An 18,585-nucleotide genomic window follows, 5' to 3' on the forward strand; every position below is an offset into this window, starting at 1 on the left:
GCTCTACGCCTTGAAGATCAGCGCTGCGCCGCCCGCGATGAAGGCAAAGCCCAGCAGGTGGTGCCAGGTGAAGGCTTCCTTCAGATAGAAGACCGAGAACAGGCTGAAGATCACCAGCGTGATCACTTCCTGTATCGTCTTGAGCTGGGCCGCCGAATAGACTTCGTGCCCGATACGGTTGGCCGGAACTGCGAGACAATATTCGATCAGCGCGATACCCCAGCTGATGAAAATCACTATAACCAGCGGCGTATTGGTGAATTTCAGATGGCCGTACCATGCAAAGGTCATGAAAATATTCGAGCCGACCAAAAGCAGGATCGGCAGGATGCTTGGCGAAATCAGTGCTGACATGGGTGAAACTTTTGGGACCGGGAGGATGGTCTTATTTGCGGTTTGGCCCTGAACCACAGGGTAAGCGATAGAGCATTTCCGGCAAAAGTGCGAAATGGTTTTGCGTGACGCGGTGCGAAAAAACTAAGTCGGCGATCAAAACATAGAGAGTATCACAGGCTCACCCTCTCATTGCCCAGATTGCGCCACAGCGCTTAACGCGGGCACTGACTCTTCCTTTACGCTTCTCTCATAGGATACAGGAAACGCCGGATTCTCACCGGAAAGGCCCCACGAGCAGAAGGCAAGGACATGGGTTTTGCGTTGTCCGCCATCATAGATCACGATCATGCGCGTTCGCGACTGCGCCGTCTTGGTCCGGCGGCTTCCGTGCTCCTGTTGATACTGGCCGCTGGCTGTTCAGGCGAGCGCCCACCGCGTCCGCAAGCCGATGTCGGAAATTCGGATATCATGGTGCCGAGCACCGATGTGGCCAGCGCCCCGATGCCTGCTGCCCCGGTGACCGATATGCCGATGGAACCCGCGCCGGTGGCGAGTTCGCCCATGCCCGAGGCTCCCATGACACCTGCGCCCCAGCAGGATCGTGTCGTCGGACTGGCAGAGGAAGAAGAAAACCACACCGCCCAGCCCGCACCGCGAAGCGAGCCGCAATATGCGGGCGACTACGGCTTCACGGCACCGGTCCAAAACCCGGTCACGGCAGCTGAAAACATCTACACCATGTCGAATTCGGAAGCGGCTTGCCGCACGCGGCTGAAGCGATTGGGCGTGGTTTTCAAGGAAAAGCCGCCAATCCACCGCAGCGCATCCTGCAATATCGACAATCCGATTGAAGTGTCGGGCTTCAACAGCGGTTCCATCGCCTTCAAACCGGCGGCAACGCTGAACTGTCAGGTGACGGAAACCTTTGCCCGCTGGATCAAGGGCGATCTGCAACCCGCCGCGCGCCTGCGTTATCTGTCCGGCATCAACACGATCTACAATGCAGGGGGCTATTCCTGCCGCACGATGAACCATCGCCGCGGTGCGAAAATGTCCGAACATTCGCGCGGCAACGCCATCGACGTGACCCGGATCAAGCTGAACAACGGCAAGGACATCTCGGTACGCAGACCCGGCTTCTTCGCCTTCCGCGAGAAAGGTCTGCTCAACAGCGTTCGTTCAGACGCCTGCGATTATTTCACCACGGTGCTCGGACCGGGCTACAACCCGGAACATGCAAACCATTTTCACTTCGACCTGATGCAACGTCGAAGCGGCTATCGCGCCTGCAAATAAAAAGCCCGGTCAAAACCGGGCTTTTCCAAGATGGAAGAAGCAATCGCCTATTCTGCCGGAACCGGAGACGGCTTGCCTTCCTTGTCCAGCGCAACCATGACGAATTCGCCATGCGTCACCAGTTCCATACGCTGCTGGGATGCGCGCTGCGCCCATGCCTCGACGCGCAAGGTGATCGAGGTGCGGCCGACCTTGGTGATCTCCGTATAGACGCACAAGACGTCACCGATCTTCACCGGCTTGGCAAAGGACATCTCGCGCACGGCTGCGGTGACCACGCGGCCACGCGCGCGTTCTTCCGCACGAATACCGGAAGCCGAGTCCATCTGCGACATGACCCAGCCACCAAAAATATCGAATGCCGAATTGGCGTCCTTCGGCATAGCCGGAACGCGCAAGGTCAGTTCGCCTTTGGGCTTATCTGCAACGCTCATCAATCAATCCTTTAAACACAAATGATTCTGCCGGATTATGAGACAAACTCATCATGAAAAACATGCGGCATCGCACCCTGCTCTTATCGCGGTTCCAATAAGGAGGCACGTCCCTTCCCATCAACAGTTCGCGATTGCCCGACTTCCTGACAACCTTCTGTCAGGAGCCGACCGGCAGAAACCGGCAACAAGTGGGATTCTACTGCCATGCTCTTTTCATTTGCATGGCGAAACTCCATATTAGCGACATGGCTTCTTCCAAGAACAAATACACTCAGGATTCGCACGACACGGCGGACGGCTTTGGCGAAATGCCACATTCTGACGGTTTCGGCGAAATGCCTCAGGCCGAATACTCAGGCACGCCACTCAGCGGCTCCATCGCCGACTGGGCGAAGGAAATTGGCGACGAGGCGGCAAAGCCTGCTGCCAAGGCCTCGAAGTCTGCCAAGACGCCGAAGAAGATTCCCGAACGCAGCAAGGAAGCAACGCGCAGCGGTCGCGGCACGTCGATGGGTGGCGCAGCTTCCGCGAAGGAGCGCGCAGCCGCAGGCCTCAATCCGGTCGCAGGTCTTGATATCAGTCTGGAAGATGCCGCCGGGCTCAATGCGTCGGGTGCGACAGCAACCGTCAAGGCGCTGTCTGACCTGATCGAATCCGGCAATCCGCTGTTCAAGAACGGAGAGCTCTGGACGCCGCACCGCCCTTCCCGCCCGGACAAATCCGAAGGCGGCATTTCTATCGAGATGGAAACGCCCTTCGAACCGTCCGGCGACCAGCCGACGGCCATCCGTGATCTGGTCGAAGGGCTGACCAATGACGACCGCACGCAGGTGCTGCTCGGCGTCACCGGCTCCGGCAAGACCTTCACCATGGCCAAGGTCATCCAGGAGACCCAGCGTCCGGCCCTGATCCTCGCGCCCAACAAGACATTGGCCGCGCAGCTTTACGGTGAGTTCAAGAACTTCTTCCCGAACAATGCGGTCGAGTATTTCGTCTCCTATTACGACTACTACCAGCCGGAAGCCTATGTGCCGCGCTCGGACACCTATATCGAGAAGGAATCCTCGATCAACGAACAGATCGACCGTATGCGCCACTCGGCGACGCGTTCGCTGCTCGAGCGCGACGACGTAATCATCGTCGCTTCGGTCTCGTGCATCTACGGTATCGGTTCGGTCGAAACCTATACGGCCATGACCTTCGAAATGAAGATCGGCGACCGGCTCGACCAGCGGCAATTGCTCGCCGATCTCGTGGCTCAGCAATATAAGCGTCAGGACATCAATTTCGTGCGTGGCTCGTTCCGCGTGCGGGGCGATACGATTGAACTTTTCCCGGCCCACTTGGAAGACCGGGCATGGCGCATTTCGCTGTTTGGCGACGAGATCGAGACCATCACCGAATTCGACCCGCTCACCGGCCAGAAGACCGGCGATCTGAAGTCGGTCAAGATCTACGCAAATTCGCACTATGTGACGCCGCGACCCACGCTTAATCAGGCGATGAAGTCGATCAAGGAAGAGCTGAAGCACCGCCTCATCGAATTGAATAATGCCGGACGTCTGCTGGAAGCGCAGCGGCTGGAACAGCGCACGACTTTCGATCTTGAAATGCTGGAAGCAACCGGCTCCTGCGCGGGCATCGAAAACTATTCGCGCTATCTGACCGGCCGCAATCCCGGCGAGCCGCCGCCGACCCTGTTCGAATATATCCCGGACAACGCACTGGTTTTCATCGACGAAAGCCATGTCACCGTGCCGCAGATCGGCGGCATGTATCGCGGCGACTTCAGGCGCAAGGCGACGCTGGCCGAATATGGCTTCCGTCTGCCGTCCTGCATGGACAATCGTCCGCTCCGATTCGAGGAATGGGACGCCATGCGTCCGCAGACCATTGCCGTTTCGGCAACGCCGGGCGGCTGGGAAATGGAAGAAGCGGGCGGCGTCTTTGCCGAACAGGTCATTCGTCCGACCGGCCTTATCGATCCGCCGGTGGAAATTCGCCCCGCCAAGACGCAGGTCGATGACGTGCTTGGCGAAATCCGCGACACGGCGAAGAAAGGTTACCGCACGCTGGTCACGGTTTTGACCAAGCGCATGGCGGAGGACCTGACCGAATATCTGCACGAACAGGGCGTGCGCGTGCGCTATATGCACTCGGATATCGACACGCTGGAGCGTATCGAGATTATCCGCGATCTGCGCCTTGGCGCGTTCGACGTGCTCATTGGCATCAACCTGCTGCGCGAAGGTCTCGACATTCCCGAATGCGGCTTTGTCGCCATTCTCGACGCCGACAAGGAAGGCTTCCTGCGGTCTGAAACCTCACTGGTCCAGACCATCGGCCGTGCCGCGCGTAACGTTGACGGCAAGGTTATCCTCTACGCCGACAATATCACCGGCTCGATGCAGCGCGCCATGGATGAAACCAGCCGTCGCCGCGAAAAGCAGGTCGCCTATAACGAAGAACACGGCATCACACCGGCTTCGGTGAAGAAGAATATTTCGGACATTCTGAACTCGGTCTACGAACGCGATCATGTCCGCGCCGACATTTCGGGCTTTGCCGAAGAAGGCGGCATGATGGGCAACAATCTACAGGCCCATCTGGAATATCTGGAAAAGCAGATGCGCGACGCCGCTGCCGATCTCGACTTCGAAAAGGCAGCACGGCTGCGCGACGAGATCAAGCGCCTGCGCGAGACCGAACTGGCCATTGCCGACGATCCGCTGGCGCGAGAAGTGGAACTGGAAAGCCCGGTCACCGGGCGCACCAAGGGCCGCCATAATGCCGGGCGCAAGGCGCATCGCACGGTGGATGACACCGGCGGCAAATCGTTGTTCCAGAAGCCGTCGCTCGACAATATGGGACCAGGCACGGACATGGCGAAGCCACGCCACGAAGGTCCCCTGCCCGCAGCACCGGAAACGAAGTTCCGCAAGAATACGCTGGATGAAATGACAGTGAAGCGGACGGAAATTCCAGCCGGTGGAGAAGCCCCAGTTCGCCGCGAGCGCGCCGGTATCGGTTCTTACGAAGACCCGGCGGAAGTATCCCGCAAGAAGCGGAGGCCCGGCAAGACCGGCCGTCCGGGAAGATAAGAAAACGGGTCCTGCACCAAAAATGCAGGACCCGTTTTCGTTTCCGATCAATATTCCTGCGCAGTTGGACGGAACAGGATTTCGTTGATGTCCACATTGTCCGGCTGGCTCATCGCGAAAACCACTGTGGACGCGAAAGAATCCGCAGGAATAGCCACATTCTCGTAAAGTGCTTTCACGCGTTCAGCCTGCTGTGGGTCCGTGACGCTGTTGGGAAGCTCCGTCGCCACTGCACCCGGCGATATGATCGTCGTGCGGATGTTGTACGGCTTTACTTCCTGACGCAGTCCTTCGGAAATGACCCGCACCGCATGTTTGGTTGCCGAATAGACAGCGCCGCCCGGCCCCACCTTGTGCCCCGCAACTGATGAGACATTGATGATGTGGCCGCTCTTCTGCTCGCGCATATGTGGCAGAGCGGCAGCGATACCATAGAGCACGCCCTTGATATTGACGTCGATCATGCGATCCCAGTCATCCACCTTGCCCATTTCGAGCAATGAATGCGGCATCAGCCCGGCATTGTTGATGAGCACATCGACACGGCCATGCAGTTTCACGGCCTGATCCACCAGACGCTGAACCTGAATGCGGTCGGTCACATCCGTATGCAGAACCGCACCCTCGCCCAGTCGCAGCTCGCTGGCCAGTGCCTGTAGCCGGTCGAGACGCCGTGCACCGAGCACAAGCTTGGCTCCGCCTTCGGCCAGCCGCCGCGCCGAGGCTTCCCCCAGACCGCTGCTTGCACCGGTAATGACAACGACCTTGTCCTGAATTCCCTGCATGGTGTTAGCTCCTCTTGAACAGGATTACCGATCAACGCGCTGCTGCAAATGCGCCGGATAGCGGTCGCCCTGCACAGTGATGTCGGAAAGCGCTGCTTCGATACGGTTCAGATCGTCGGCATTCAGCTCCACATTGGCCGCGCCAAGATTCTCTTCCAGACGATGCAGCTTCGTCGTGCCCGGAATGGGAACGATCCACGGCTTCTGCGCCAGCAACCACGCAATCGCGATCTGGGCGCGCGTGACGCCCTTGGCTTCCGCCATCTGGCCAAGCAGATCGACCAGCGTCTGATTGGCATCGCGGGCTTCAGTCGAGAACCGCGGCACGACATTGCGGAAATCATTGGCTGCAAAGCTCGTTTTGCTGTCGATGGCTCCGGTCAGAAAGCCTTTGCCGAGCGGGCTGAACGGAACAAAGCCGATGCCCAACTCTTCCAGAAGCGGCAGAATTTCCTGTTCCGGTTCACGCCACCACAGCGAATATTCGCTTTGCAGCGCTGTGACTGGCTGCACGGCATGGGCGCGCCGGATGGTTTGCGGACCGGCTTCGGAAAGGCCGAAGTGCTTCACCTTACCTTCCTTGATCAGATCACGAACCGTTCCGGCCACATCCTCGATGGGTGTCGCCGGGTCGACGCGATGCTGGTAGAAAAGGTCGATCACATCCGTCTTGAGCCGTTTCAATGATGCTTCCGCGACAGCACGAATATGATCAGGACGGCTGTTCATGCCGCTCTGGCCGCCTTTGCCATCGAATTCGAAGCCGAATTTGGTGGCAATCACCACCCGGTCGCGGATCGGTGCCAGCGCCTCGCCCAGAACGTCCTCATTGACATAGGGTCCGTAAGCTTCAGCCGTATCGAAAAACGTCACGCCCTTGTCGAAGGCGGCTCTGATCAGCCCGACAGCCTGCGGCCTGTCCACAGCGGGACCATAGCCATAGCTAAGGCCCATGCAGCCAAGGCCAATGGCCGAAACCTCAAGTCCGCTGCGGCCCAATATTCTCTTTTTCATGGTCAATATCCTTATGCGCGATAATCTTCGTCGCTGACATGGTCCAGCCAATCCACGACCTTGCCATCGAGCGCTTCCGCGATGGCGATATGGGTCATGGCCGTGGTGGCCGTCGCGCCGTGCCAATGCCGTTCGCCCGGTTCGAACCAGACGATATCGCCGGGACGGATTTCCTCCACCGGGCCGCCCTCGCGCTGCGCCCAGCCAAGGCCAGCGGTAACAATCAACGTCTGGCCCAGTGGATGCGTATGCCAGGCCGTGCGTGCGCCCGGCTCGAACGACACGGTAGCGCCGCCGACGCGCGCCGGTGCAGTGGTGCTGAACGGCATGTCGAGGCGAACCGTGCCGGTGAAATAATCGGCGGAACCCTTGGTCGAAGGTTGAGACCCGATGCGCTTGATCTGCATGATATGTTTCCTTTCTTACCCGCCTGAAATCGCGGCAAACTTAAAAACTTCTGTCCCCAATGATTAGCCGTTATAATCGGCATGAACTCATGAGATGGATTCATCAATGCGGCGCGACAATATTCACGATCTGCTGGCTTTTCTGGCCATTGCCCGCGAGGGCAGTTTCACCCGTGCGGCGGCAAAGCTTGGCGTTTCCCAATCGGCGCTGAGCCACACAATGCGCGGGCTGGAAGAGCGGCTTGGGCTGCGCCTCCTGACCCGCACCACCCGCAGCGTCTCCCCGACAGAGGCTGGCGAAAGGCTGCTGCGCACCATTGGCCCGCGCTTCGAGGAGATCGAAACCGAACTGGACGCCTTGAGCGAGTTGCGCGACAAGCCTGCCGGAACCATTCGCATCACCACCTCCGATCATGCGGCGCAGTCTATTCTGTGGCCGGTACTGGAGCGTCTTCTGCCGGACTATCCAGATATTCACGTCGAAGTGGCCATTGATTCCGGGCTGCGCGACATCGTAGCCGACCGTTATGACGCCGGTATCCGCCTTGGCGAGCAGATCGCACAGGACATGATCGCCGTTCCCATCGGCCCTGACATGCGCATGGCCGTGGTCGGCGCGCCGTCCTATTTCAAAAATCACCCGGTTCCCCGCACCCCGCAGGAACTGACCGCGCATCGTTGCATCAATCTGCGACTGCTCACCTATGGCGGGCTTTACGCGTGGGAATTCGAGAAGAACGGGCGCGAACTCAAGGTGCGCGTCGAAGGCCAGCTCATTCTCAATTCCCCGAATATGATTGTCGAAGCCGCCAAGGCCGGGTTCGGCCTTGCCAGCTTGCCGGAAGACTACATGCGGGACGGTCTTGCCGATGGCTCGCTGGTGCGCGTGCTGGAAGACTGGTGCCCGCCCTTTCCGGGCTTTCATCTCTATTATCCAAGCCGGAGACAATCTTCCCCGGCCTTCGCGCTGCTCGTTGACGCCTTGCGTTACAGAGAGGCGGAGCCGCTGAAACGCTGATCCGCCTCCCTGTTTAACTCAACAACGACCGCTGCCCGAAACGCGGAAACCTGCGCGTTCCGCCTCGCAGCGATTGGAGAAGGTGCGCCGTTCACTGCCGCGCCTTGCGCAGACAGGCGCATATTCCCGTGTACATGCACCCATACCGGGCCGCGTCCCATGCTGTGGCGGACGGGCCGGACCGACGCCAGGGCCATTCCAGCCATTGCCCGGGCGACCGCTACACTGACCGTTCGACACCACGCGGAACCCCTCAGCCCGTGCGGAACATGCATTGCCGAAGGTCTGGCGAACACCCCGACGCTCACCGCAGACAGGCGAATAAATCATCGGGCAAGCCTGCACATGGCCCGGATTGCCGGGCCGGATCGGCGGTGGCCTGTGATCGGGTCCACCTTCCGCCACACAACCGGTCAACAACATCACACCGGCAATCAAGCCGGTCCACGACAAACCCCTCACCATGTTTCCTCCTCTCCAGAAACCGATATCCGTCTTTTGCCTCATCTAGAATGGAGCAGTTGCTCCGAACGGCAAGATTTAAATGGGAAGATTAGCGGGCGTGTCTCTCGACAAGTCGCCAAGTTGCGTTACTCTGCAATAAAGTGTGCAGCCCGAACAATCCGGGTCTGGCCATGGGGCAAAAGCGAACAGAAAGACGACATGCGGCGTTTCGGAACTTTTCTGGCGGCATCGTTCCTGATCGTCCCGCTTTCAATCATGCCCGCCGATGCAGAAACGGCACCGACAAGCTATAGCGAACCCAATCCGCGCATATCCGCACCGCCCCTGCCGCCGGAAAAGAAGGTGCCGGGCGTCAACCGTATCTGTCAGCTGATCGAGACCAGCGCCACCCGGCACGGCATACCCAAGGATTTCTTCGCTCGCCTGATCTGGAAGGAAAGCCGGTTCGACCATCAGGCCGTCAGCCCGGTCGGCGCGCAGGGCATTGCCCAGTTCATGCCCTATACGGCGAAGGAGCGCGGCCTCGCCGACCCATTCGACATCGAGCAGGCCATCCCCGCCTCCGCCAGCTTCCTGTTTGATCTCAAACAGGCCTTCGGCAATTGGGGTCTCGCCGCCGCTGCCTATAATGCGGGCGCGGGGCGCGTCTCAAGCTGGATGCGCTCGGGCGGCTTCCTGCCGCTCGAAACAGAGGATTATGTGCTTGATATCACCGGCGCTCCGGCGGACGACTTTGCGTCCGGCAAGGAGGTACAGACCCGACCGCTTGATTCGGGGCGTTCCTTTGCCGAGGCCTGCCGCCGCCTGCCGATCATTCGCTCGGCGACGATTCCCATGTCGCGGGTCAAACCGAAGCCATGGGGCATACAGGTGGCGGGTAACTTCCGTCGCAGCGCGGCCGTGAATCAATGGAGCCGCCTGCGCAAGCAATTCGCATCCGTGCTGAGCGGGCACGACCCCGTCATCAGCCGCATTCGCACCCCGATGGGGCGGCGCGGCATCTATGCGGTACGGATCGGGGCCAATAGTCGGGCGGAAGCCGATGGTATTTGTAGCAAGTTGCGTGCAGCCGGTGGCGCATGCATTGTCTCGCGCAATCGCTAGCCGCGCCCAGAGGGGCAACCATCTTTGTGCCCGCTAAGACGACGGGCTCTATTAATCTATTCAATTAAATCCGCGCATTTAAACAGGCCGCATCTCTAAAAGATCTCTTATATATCAAGGATAGGCTGTTCTATTTCGGTATACAGCTATAGAAATTCTAGAAATAATCGGAAAAATTGGCGACCAATCCGGTTCAAAGATAACAAAAGATCATGGGCGCAAAGAATTTGCTTGCCAAAATTCGCGTCATAGATCAGTCTCCACTCGTTCGGGCATTTAGCGAACAAATGGAAGACTGGAAGAACGGCGTGCCGGGGCCGCTATAAGTTCCGGGTCTGGGGATACCCAGGCAATGATCGGTTCCTTCCCTAAGTCGAGAACTGCCTGCATGACCCTCTGTCGGGTGTGTGGTGCGCTCGGCAGAAGATATAATTCCATCGTTTCGAAAGAAGCGGTGGCGCCAAGGAAAAGGAACGGATCCAATGGCACAGACCGGACTGGTCAAATTCTTCAATACCGAAAAAGGCTTTGGTTTCATCAAGCCTGATGATGGCGGCGCGGATATCTTCGTGCACATCTCTGCCGTCCAGGCTTCGGGCCTGACGGGCCTCGCAGACAATCAGAAGGTTTCCTACGAGACGGAACCGGATCGTCGCGGCAAGGGCCCTAAGGCCGTGAACATCACCGTTACCGGCTGATTGTTCTGAATACCAATTTTGACCCCGGTTCACACCGGGGTTTTTTATTGCCCGAATTTCCGCAAGCATAAAGAGCGCACCGGATCGGCAGTCCGGCCAGTATTCATCCCCTCCGCGGAAAAATCAGAACGGCCGCTGCAACTGCAAGCGATTGAAAGCATGGCTGGAATGGCAATCCAGCACACACGCAACGGCAATCGCGCCTCTGACGCCACCCCCGAATTGTTACAGACACTGCGCGTATTTTACCGGGGATTGACGACTTGGCGTCCTATTTCACCATTGTTCAGCCTCCATTCATGTCGAGAGAGTTAATCCATTATTCATGATTGGTGCCCCGTCTTTCGAGCGGTTCGCACCAGAGGAATTGCAGTCGAGCTTCTGAAGGAGCGAACAATGAACCGATTTGCGAAGACAACCATTCTGGCCGTTGCATCCTTGGCAGCGATTGCTGCTCCTCTTGCTTCAGCTTCGGCAGATTCATGGGGCCGTCCCGGCTGGGATCGCGGCGGCGACTGGGGCCGTCATCATCATCGTGGCAATGGCGACGCCGTCGCAGCCGGCGTGATCGGCCTTGCAGCGGGCGCCCTGATCGGCAGCGCGCTGAGCCAGCCGCAGCCAACCTATGTGCAGCCAGCACCGATTTACGATGCACCTCCGCCGCCGCCTGCCTACTACCCGGCGCCTCCGCCACCACGTCAGGTGACCTATTACCGTCAGGCCGGCTTTGAGCCGTGGAGCCGCAGCTGGTACAATTATTGTTCGGACCGTTACCGGTCGTTCAATCCGAACACCGGCACCTATCGCGGCTATGACGGCCGCGACCATTTCTGCACCGCTAACTAGAGCATTTCCAGCAAAAGTGCGTAGCGCCTACGCGGGGAAATCAGTTCACTGGACTGATTTCTGATCCCGCTTCGATGCATAGGATAATGCGTAAGACAAATAGTTGGAGCGGTTCCACGATTCCGCTTTAATCGGGACCGCTCTCAGTGCACAATCGAAAATGAAAAAGCCGCCCAATGGGCGGCTTTTTTGTATCTTTCATGCCATTCCGATGAGGAATGGATTGTTGCGGCGCTCCTCGCCGAACCGTCCGCCCGGGCCGTGGCCGCAGATAAAGCCGATATCGTCACCGAGCGGCAAAAGCTTCTCGCGGATCGAACGGATCAGCGCATCATGGTCGCCGCCCGGCAAATCGGTGCGACCGACAGAACCGTTGAACAGCACATCGCCGACAATCGCGAACCGTGCTTCCGGGCTATAGAAGACAACATGACCGGGCGAATGGCCGGGGCAGTGGAACACGTCGAACGAGTGCCCGGCGACCGCGACCTTATCGCCTTCTTCCAGCCAGCGATCCGGCGTCACATTGCGCACGCCGTCGACAATTCCATATTTGAGACCAGTCATCACAAGACTATCGAGCAGGAACTGGTCATCGACATGCGGACCGATAATCTCGACGCCGAGCTTGTCCTTCAGATCAGCCGCAGCGCCCGCATGGTCGATATGGCCATGGGTAATCCAGATGGCTTCAACGTCGATACCCTGCGATTGGATCGCCTCCTCGATCTTCGACAGATCACCGCCCGGATCGATGACAACGCCCTTCTTGGTCTCGCCGTCGAAAAGAATGGTGCAGTTCTGCTGGAACGGGGTAACGGGGACGATAATCGCCTGTAGCTGGCCCATGCTGGATACTCCATCGCATATGTGGATCGGCGAGGATCGCGCGAACCGCCGCCTGTGTTGTTCCACACATAATGGCCCCGACCCGATACGGAAAGGGCTTTAAGACCCTTCAAGTCTCGTTTCACGCTGATCGGATGATGCTACAAAAAACGGACGGCACATGGCCGTCCGTTTTATCCCTCTCAAACAGTTCGTCTTGCCGGTTGGCTTTTAAAAACTGCGCCGTCTACCCGGAGCACTTCCAAAAACTGGAGCGCGCTCCAAGCTGCTATTTTATAGACATCCTTGCTCGACCCGATGTTTCCATCCGGTCGCGAAATGCTTTCCTCAGGCCTTGCTGGCCATTGAATTCTTGATCAGCCCCACGATTGCAGTCAGAACGATACCGCCCACGCCACCGCCAGCAAGCTGGCCAATTGCGCCGTTCAACATCGAATCCACACCACCGCCGGAGAGCATCGGAAGAAGCTGGCCGAGGATGACACCGCCAATACCGCCAGCCACGGTGTTACCCGTTGTCCCAAGGCTGATGTTCTTGACAGCACCAGCGATATTGCCACCGACAGCACCGGCAACCAGCTGGAGAATGATAGGCAATAGAGATTCCATAATCGTCACCCCATTTCTGTTAGAGCGCATTCCGAAAAGAATGAACGGTTTCGGAATATTTGCGCGCCTGATCAATTATTAGAGCGTCGATTTGACAGGATCAGATCAGAGGCCGCTCCAATACCGGAACAACGCGATTCCGGCATGAAAATCTTGAGCCGAAACTTCCCAATGTCAAACAATAAGCAGTAAAGTAACTAAAAAGCGGCCCGAAAGCCGCTCTTTTTCTGTTCAAAACCCAGTCACTCAGCCGCTTCGCGCTTTGGCTGCACTTCCGCTGTATAAGCATCCATTAATATGCTGGTGATCTCAGCCGGCTTGAACCGGTACTGACCTATCTCCGAAACGGGTGTAACTTCGGCGGCAGTGCCACACAGGAAGCATTCGGAGAAATCTGCCATTTCTTCCGGCATGATTGCGCGCTCAATGACTTCAATGCCACGACGCTTGGCCAGATCGATGATCGTGCGGCGGGTGATGCCGTCGAGGAAGCAATCCGGCTTCGGCGTATGCAGCGCACCGTCCTTGACGAAGAACACATTTGCACCGGTTGCTTCCGCAACCTGGCCACGCCAGTCGAGCATCAGCGCATCAGCATAGCCCTTGGCTTCCGCCGCATGCTTGGAGATCGTGCAGATCATGTAAAGGCCGGATGCCTTGGACTTCGACGGCGCCGTGCGCGGGTCCGGACGGCAATATTCGGCGATGTCGAGGCGAATGCCCTTCATCTTTTCTTCCGGCGAGAAATAGCTCGGCCATTCCCAGCAGGCGATTGCCACGTGAATGCGATTGTTTTGCGCCGAAACGCCGAGCGAGTCCGAGCCGCGCCAGGCAAACGGGCGCACATAGGCATCAACATAGCCCATCTTCTTGATCAGCGCCCGGCAGGCATCGTTGATCTCTTCAACGCTGTAAGGCAGCGCAAAGCCGAGAAGCCGCGCCGATTCATGCAGACGCTCGGTATGTTCGTTCAGCTTGAAGATTTCGCCGCCATAGGCGCGCTCGCCCTCAAAAACCGTGCTTGCATAATGCAGGCCATGGGTGAGGACATGAATCTTTGCATCTTTCCAATCGACGAATGCACCGTCCAACCAGATATATCCGTCCCTTTGATCGAATGGAATCGCAGCCATTTTCTTGCTCCTAAATGTTTTCCTTGCGGCGCTGTCTCAGGGCAGATTCTGCTCGGGCAAACGTCTCCGCATTCCCATTTCACCGGTTAAATCGATATTACCGGCAAAACAGGCGCCTTTTTCCGCACGAATACTGGCCTTTTGGTGCGAAATGCTTAGAGCTTGGGCAAAGATTTTGCGCAAAACTCTAATGGAGCACGCATGGACAAAAAATAATCCTCCCAATCCGCGGGACTTCGCGGTCGCAGCGTTTCTTTCACCGCCTCCACAGCAGTGATCGAAAACCCCGGTCGCGTAATTATCTCTCCTCCAGCATGCGCCAGCGTAAACATTGTTCCAAAAAGCCAGCTCACGCTTATCGAAAATTATCTGGGCGGTTGAATTATGTCAATAATGCTGACATATTTATCGTAGCAGTACGGAGCATCGATGTGAATTCGACGAACGACATGAATTATATAAGCAATCCGTTGACAGCCGAGGAGGCGGCCGATCTCAACGTTATCGAACTCTTGTTCTTTTCTTATCGCGACTTCACCGCTGACCCTGATCTCATTCTCGAAAAGATCAGCTTTGGCCGCGCACATCACCGCGTGCTCTACTTCATCAATCGCAAGCCCGGCATGACGGTTGCGGAACTTCTGGAAGTGCTGCGCATCACCAAGCAAAGCCTGTCGCGCGTTCTCAAGCAGCTGATCGATACCGGCCATGTGGTTCAGGCAACCGGCCTGCACGACCGCCGCCACCGCAAGCTTTACCCCACGAAAAGCGGACGCCAGCTGACGCTTGCACTCGCCTTGCCGCAGTCGCATCGCATTGCCCGCGCCCTTGAGGGATGCGCCCCGCAGGACCGCGCTGTCATCGAACGCTTCCTGTATAATATGGTCAATCCGGAACGCCGCGCCCAGATCGACGCTTTTTCCAGCACAGAGCCGTCTTGAACCCCGATCGGAATTAAGTGTTACGGTAGGTAGCACTAAGTGCTTGTGTAAAAACATATAAGCAAACACGGCGAATAGACGTGCCACATTCCAGTCGATAATATGCGCGTCCGACGGCCTTGTGTCGTCAGCGAACAGAAACTGAATGGGATCGAAAGACGCCATGACCGCAGAAGAACAAAAAACACTCTCGGATGACGCCCCGCATCTGCTCGTTGTCGATGACGACACGCGAATCCGCAGCCTGCTTTCGCAATATCTGACCAATAGCGGCTTCCGCGTCACCATTGCCGGAAGCGCCGCCGAAGCGCGCCGCAAGCTGGAAGGCATCGACTTCGACCTTCTGATTCTCGACGTGATGATGCCCGGCGAAACCGGCGTTTCGCTGACCCGCTCGCTGCGCGAACAAAAGAACGTACCGATCCTGATGCTGACCGCGCTGTCGGAAACCGACAACCGCATCGATGGTCTGTCGGCAGGCGCAGACGATTATCTGCCGAAGCCGTTCGATCCGCGCGAGCTGACGCTGCGCATCAACAATATTCTGCGCCGCGGCGCACCGCCTGCCCAGCCCAAGATCGAACAGATCGTGTTCGGGCCTTACACATTCTTCATTCCACGCCGTGAATTGAAGAAGGGCACCGAAACCATCAAGCTCACGGATCGCGAGCAGGACATTATGGCAATCTTCGCGGAACGCGCGGGAGAAACCATTCCACGTCATGAATTGACCGGACAGGACGGCGATGTCGGCGAGCGCACTATCGATGTTCAGATCAACCGTCTCCGCCGCAAGATCGAGCAGGACCCAGCCAACCCGGTCTGGCTCCAGACTGTGCGTGGCATCGGCTACAAGCTCAGCATCGAATAGTTGTGATTTGACGCAACCGGCCGCTGTTTGGGACGTTCTGAGACGATGACGCTCTGGAAAAATCTCTCGCGCTGGCTGGCGCGCCGGATGCCGAAAGGCCTCTATGCGCGGTCGCTCATCATCATCATCGCCCCGATGGTCCTGCTGCAATCCGTGATCGCCTATGTGTTCATGGAACGGCACTGGCAGATGGTGACCGAGCGGCTTTCGACGGCTGTCGTACGCGATATTTCGGCGATCATCGACATTCTCGAAACCTATCCGCAAGAGCCAGGTTACGACAATCTGATCCGCCTCGCGCAGCAGCGTCTGGCGCTCAATATCTCGATCCTGCCGCCCGATCCCCTGCCCGCGCCGGGACCGAAGCCATTCTTCGCCATTCTGGATTACTTCCTCAGCGAAGAGATCACCCGCCAGATCAATCGGCCCTTCTGGGTCGATACGGTGGGCGATTCCGACCTGATCGAGATCCGCATCAAGCTCGACGACAAGGTGCTGCGCGTCTTCGCCCGCCGCAGTCAGGCTTATGCGTCCAATACCGGCATCTTCCTGACCTGGATGGTGGGCACCGCACTTGTGCTTCTCATCATCGCCATTGCCTTCCTGCGCAATCAGATCAAGCCGATCCAGCAACTGGCAGACGCCGCCGAGAGTTTCGGCAAGGGCCGTTCCATGCCGGAAGGTTTCAAGCCGCACGGCGCGGAAGAAGTACGCAAGGCTGGTATCGCCTTCATCCAGATGCGCTCCCGCATCGAGCGCCAGATCGAGCAGCGCACGGCGATGTTGTCGGGTGTCAGCCACGATCTGCGGACCATTCTCACCCGCTTCAAGCTACAATTGGCGCTGGCCGGCCACTCGATTGACGTCGAACCGCTCAATCAGGATATCGCCGATATGCAGACCATGCTGGAGGGTTATCTGGCCTTTGCGCGCGGCGAAGGTGCGGAAGAAACCGCTAGCTACGATGTGAAGCGCCTGTGCGAGAAACTTGAAAACGAAGCGCGTCTGCGCGAACGCGGGTTCAAATATTCCATCGACGGCGACAGTGAAATCCATGTTCGCCCCAACGCCTTCTCGCGCCTCGTCAGCAATCTGGTGTCCAACGCTTTCCGCCATGCGCAGAATGTCGAGCTTTCAATCTCGCATGAGGACGGCTGGCTGAAAGTCGTGGTGGATGACGACGGGCCGGGCATTCCCGAGGATCGCCGCGAAGATGTGTTCAAGCCCTTCGTGCGGCTGGATGAAGCCAGAACGCAGGATTCGGGCGGCACAGGTGGCCTTGGCCTTGCCATCGCGCTCGATATTGCCCGCAGCCATGGCGGTGACATTACACTGGCAGATGCCCCGACCGGCGGCCTGCGCGCCATCATTCACATTCCAGCGTGACGGAGACTAACGCCGTTCCTTCACCCTGAGCGTGTCGAAGGGCCCCTCATCCTGCGCTTGTCGAAGGATCGAAGGGCGAAGGAAAACGCAAAAAGACCACCCTCGTCCTTCGAGACGGTTCCTTCGCAAGCTCAGGAACCTCCTCAGGATGAGGGGGCGGCGGCGCGTGTTTTTAATCGTGAAATTGTTACGCTCTAATAGAGCTTGCCGCCGTTTGGCACTTTCTTGTCGATGGCCGCTAGGACGACTTCACCGGCTTCGTCCGGCAAGCCCAGCGTCAGCACTTCCGACATGAACGGTCCGATCTGGCGCGGAGGGAAATTCACCACGGCCAACACCTGACGGCCGATCAGCTCTTCCGCCTGATAATGTTTGGTGATCTGTGCGGAAGACTTTTTCACGCCGATCTTCTCGCCGAAATCGATCTTCAGCTTGTAGGCGGGCTTGCGCGCTTCCGGAAAGGGCACCGCTTCCACAATCGTACCCGTACGGATATCGACCTTCTCGAAATCAGCCCAGGTGATTGTTGCGTCTTCGCTCATATCCGTCCGCTTTCGTCGTTCCAAGCATAACCCGGCGCTTGTCCCGCCGGGCTATCTGTTGATCCTGATCAGGCGCGTCCGACTGTTTCGAACACGACGCTTTCCAGCGACTCGCGCGCACTGACACCCGACCAGACCACGAACTGGAAGGCCTGGAAATAGGTTTCGCAAGCTTCGAGCGCTGCGGCCAGCAGCACTTCAACCTGACGGCTCGTCGGTTCTGCACCGCCTGCCAGCAAAAGCGACTGGCGGTACATGATGGCGCCTTCCTGCTGCCAGAGATCGAAATGCCCCATGAGAAGCTTTTCGTTGATCAGCGAAAGCAGGCGCATCACCTCGTTTACACGCGGCTCCACCACCTTGATGTCGAATGCGCAAGCCAGATGCAGCGCCTCGAAATCTTCCATCCAGGAAAATGAGATGTGATAATCAGTCCAGTTGCCCGCAACCGAAATTGCGATTTCATCGTCGCCAGTCCGCTCGAATGTCCAGTCGTTTGAATGCGCAACCTGCTCGATCACATCCACCGGATGCGCCTCGCGTGCGAATTCAAGCTCAAGAAGGCTCATGTCCGTTTCCTGTTCTGTGAGACATCCTCAAGCCGGATGTCTCAAATTCCCGGCGTGCAAGAATTGCTCGCCCGCACCCGCCACCGCGCAAGAACCAAGCGCAGAAAAACAGGCACGAATTGATCGGTCGAGGAACCGGCATGCCAAACAGCATGCAAGCGCCTCAATGGCACACGCA

Annotated in this window: 20 protein-coding genes; 9 read left to right on the plus strand and 11 right to left on the minus strand. The window is 57.9% G+C overall.

Annotated elements, in window-relative coordinates:
• Positions 1 to 3: 3 nt before the first annotated feature.
• Entirely contained in the window at positions 4 to 354 is a 351-nt protein-coding gene (locus ACTJKP_RS04150) for a DMT family protein (RefSeq protein ID WP_078338719.1), read from the minus strand.
• Between the two features lie 291 nt (positions 355 to 645).
• Here ACTJKP_RS04150 and ACTJKP_RS04155 point away from each other — a divergent pair, with 291 nt between their 5' ends.
• The gene (locus ACTJKP_RS04155; RefSeq protein WP_440629782.1) at positions 646 to 1,632 is read left to right on the plus strand and encodes an extensin family protein; all 987 of its coding nucleotides are present in this window, start codon (positions 646 to 648) and stop codon (positions 1,630 to 1,632) included.
• Between the two features lie 47 nt (positions 1,633 to 1,679).
• Here ACTJKP_RS04155 and ACTJKP_RS04160 read toward each other — a convergent pair whose 3' ends face one another.
• Entirely contained in the window at positions 1,680 to 2,066 is a 387-nt protein-coding gene (locus ACTJKP_RS04160; RefSeq protein ID WP_078338721.1) for an acyl-CoA thioesterase, read from the minus strand.
• Positions 2,067 to 2,314: 248 nt separating this feature from the next.
• Between ACTJKP_RS04160 and uvrB the strand changes: the two genes are divergently transcribed.
• Entirely contained in the window at positions 2,315 to 5,170 is a 2,856-nt protein-coding gene (gene uvrB / locus ACTJKP_RS04165) for an excinuclease ABC subunit UvrB (RefSeq protein ID WP_440629783.1), read from the plus strand.
• A 47-nt stretch (positions 5,171 to 5,217) separates the two neighbouring features.
• On the opposite strand, the gene ACTJKP_RS04170 is transcribed toward uvrB, so the two are convergent.
• From ACTJKP_RS04170 to ACTJKP_RS04180, 3 genes are read right to left on the minus strand one after another with little or no spacing between them, the layout of a single operon-like run.
• Entirely contained in the window at positions 5,218 to 5,955 is a 738-nt protein-coding gene (locus ACTJKP_RS04170) for an SDR family oxidoreductase (protein WP_440629784.1), read from the minus strand.
• Between the two features lie 24 nt (positions 5,956 to 5,979).
• Complete coding sequence (locus ACTJKP_RS04175; RefSeq protein ID WP_440629785.1) at positions 5,980 to 6,969, minus strand: aldo/keto reductase; 990 nt, start codon at positions 6,967 to 6,969, stop codon at positions 5,980 to 5,982.
• Positions 6,970 to 6,980: 11 nt separating this feature from the next.
• Positions 6,981 to 7,376: a (R)-mandelonitrile lyase gene (locus tag ACTJKP_RS04180; RefSeq protein WP_440629786.1), complete on the minus strand. Its 396-nt coding sequence runs from the start codon at positions 7,374 to 7,376 to the stop codon at positions 6,981 to 6,983.
• Positions 7,377 to 7,482: 106 nt separating this feature from the next.
• Between ACTJKP_RS04180 and ACTJKP_RS04185 the strand changes: the two genes are divergently transcribed.
• Positions 7,483 to 8,394 (plus strand): LysR family transcriptional regulator, encoded by a 912-nt coding sequence (locus ACTJKP_RS04185; protein ID WP_440629787.1) that lies wholly within the window; start codon positions 7,483 to 7,485, stop codon positions 8,392 to 8,394.
• Positions 8,395 to 8,412: 18 nt separating this feature from the next.
• On the opposite strand, the gene ACTJKP_RS04190 is transcribed toward ACTJKP_RS04185, so the two are convergent.
• A complete protein-coding gene (locus ACTJKP_RS04190; protein ID WP_078338727.1) occupies positions 8,413 to 8,859 on the minus strand; it encodes a Kazal-type serine protease inhibitor family protein in 447 nt (148 codons plus the stop codon).
• A gap of 255 nt (positions 8,860 to 9,114) precedes the next feature.
• Here ACTJKP_RS04190 and ACTJKP_RS04195 point away from each other — a divergent pair, with 255 nt between their 5' ends.
• From ACTJKP_RS04195 to ACTJKP_RS04205, 3 genes are all read left to right on the plus strand, one after another.
• Positions 9,115 to 9,963 carry a transglycosylase SLT domain-containing protein gene (locus ACTJKP_RS04195; RefSeq protein ID WP_440629881.1) on the plus strand — a complete coding sequence of 283 codons (849 nt, stop codon included), beginning with the start codon at positions 9,115 to 9,117 and terminating at the stop codon, positions 9,961 to 9,963.
• Positions 9,964 to 10,445: 482 nt separating this feature from the next.
• A complete protein-coding gene (locus tag ACTJKP_RS04200) occupies positions 10,446 to 10,661 on the plus strand; it encodes a cold-shock protein (protein ID WP_010659637.1) in 216 nt (71 codons plus the stop codon).
• A 396-nt stretch (positions 10,662 to 11,057) separates the two neighbouring features.
• Entirely contained in the window at positions 11,058 to 11,507 is a 450-nt protein-coding gene (locus tag ACTJKP_RS04205; RefSeq protein ID WP_078338729.1) for a BA14K family protein, read from the plus strand.
• 198 nt (positions 11,508 to 11,705) lie between these two features.
• Here the strand turns inward: ACTJKP_RS04205 and ACTJKP_RS04210 are convergent, their stop codons facing one another.
• The 3 genes from ACTJKP_RS04210 to ACTJKP_RS04220 form a co-directional block, all read right to left on the minus strand.
• Positions 11,706 to 12,356 (minus strand): MBL fold metallo-hydrolase, encoded by a 651-nt coding sequence (locus ACTJKP_RS04210; RefSeq protein ID WP_440629788.1) that lies wholly within the window; start codon positions 12,354 to 12,356, stop codon positions 11,706 to 11,708.
• 327 nt (positions 12,357 to 12,683) lie between these two features.
• The gene (locus ACTJKP_RS04215) at positions 12,684 to 12,965 is read right to left on the minus strand and encodes a hypothetical protein (protein WP_078338731.1); all 282 of its coding nucleotides are present in this window, start codon (positions 12,963 to 12,965) and stop codon (positions 12,684 to 12,686) included.
• 242 nt (positions 12,966 to 13,207) lie between these two features.
• Positions 13,208 to 14,098 carry a branched-chain amino acid aminotransferase gene (locus ACTJKP_RS04220; RefSeq protein WP_078338732.1) on the minus strand — a complete coding sequence of 297 codons (891 nt, stop codon included), beginning with the start codon at positions 14,096 to 14,098 and terminating at the stop codon, positions 13,208 to 13,210.
• 431 nt (positions 14,099 to 14,529) lie between these two features.
• Here ACTJKP_RS04220 and ACTJKP_RS04225 point away from each other — a divergent pair, with 431 nt between their 5' ends.
• The 3 genes from ACTJKP_RS04225 to ACTJKP_RS04235 all read left to right on the plus strand — a co-directional run bounded on the left by ACTJKP_RS04225 (position 14,530) and on the right by ACTJKP_RS04235 (position 17,296).
• On the plus strand, positions 14,530 to 15,039 hold the full coding sequence (locus ACTJKP_RS04225) for a MarR family winged helix-turn-helix transcriptional regulator (RefSeq protein ID WP_151591923.1): 510 nt from the start codon (positions 14,530 to 14,532) through the stop codon (positions 15,037 to 15,039).
• 163 nt (positions 15,040 to 15,202) lie between these two features.
• Positions 15,203 to 15,910: a response regulator gene (locus tag ACTJKP_RS04230; RefSeq protein ID WP_078338733.1), complete on the plus strand. Its 708-nt coding sequence runs from the start codon at positions 15,203 to 15,205 to the stop codon at positions 15,908 to 15,910.
• Between the two features lie 45 nt (positions 15,911 to 15,955).
• Entirely contained in the window at positions 15,956 to 17,296 is a 1,341-nt protein-coding gene (locus ACTJKP_RS04235) for an ATP-binding protein (protein ID WP_078338734.1), read from the plus strand.
• Positions 17,297 to 17,490: 194 nt separating this feature from the next.
• Here the strand turns inward: ACTJKP_RS04235 and ACTJKP_RS04240 are convergent, their stop codons facing one another.
• On the minus strand, positions 17,491 to 17,838 hold the full coding sequence (locus tag ACTJKP_RS04240; protein WP_078338735.1) for a tRNA-binding protein: 348 nt from the start codon (positions 17,836 to 17,838) through the stop codon (positions 17,491 to 17,493).
• Between the two features lie 68 nt (positions 17,839 to 17,906).
• Positions 17,907 to 18,407 (minus strand): YbjN domain-containing protein, encoded by a 501-nt coding sequence (locus tag ACTJKP_RS04245; RefSeq protein ID WP_440629789.1) that lies wholly within the window; start codon positions 18,405 to 18,407, stop codon positions 17,907 to 17,909.
• Positions 18,408 to 18,585: the final 178 nt, after the last annotated feature.

Origin of the sequence: Brucella sp. 22210 (assembly GCF_052045675.1) — a bacterium.
Lineage (GTDB): Bacteria > Pseudomonadota > Alphaproteobacteria > Rhizobiales > Rhizobiaceae > Brucella.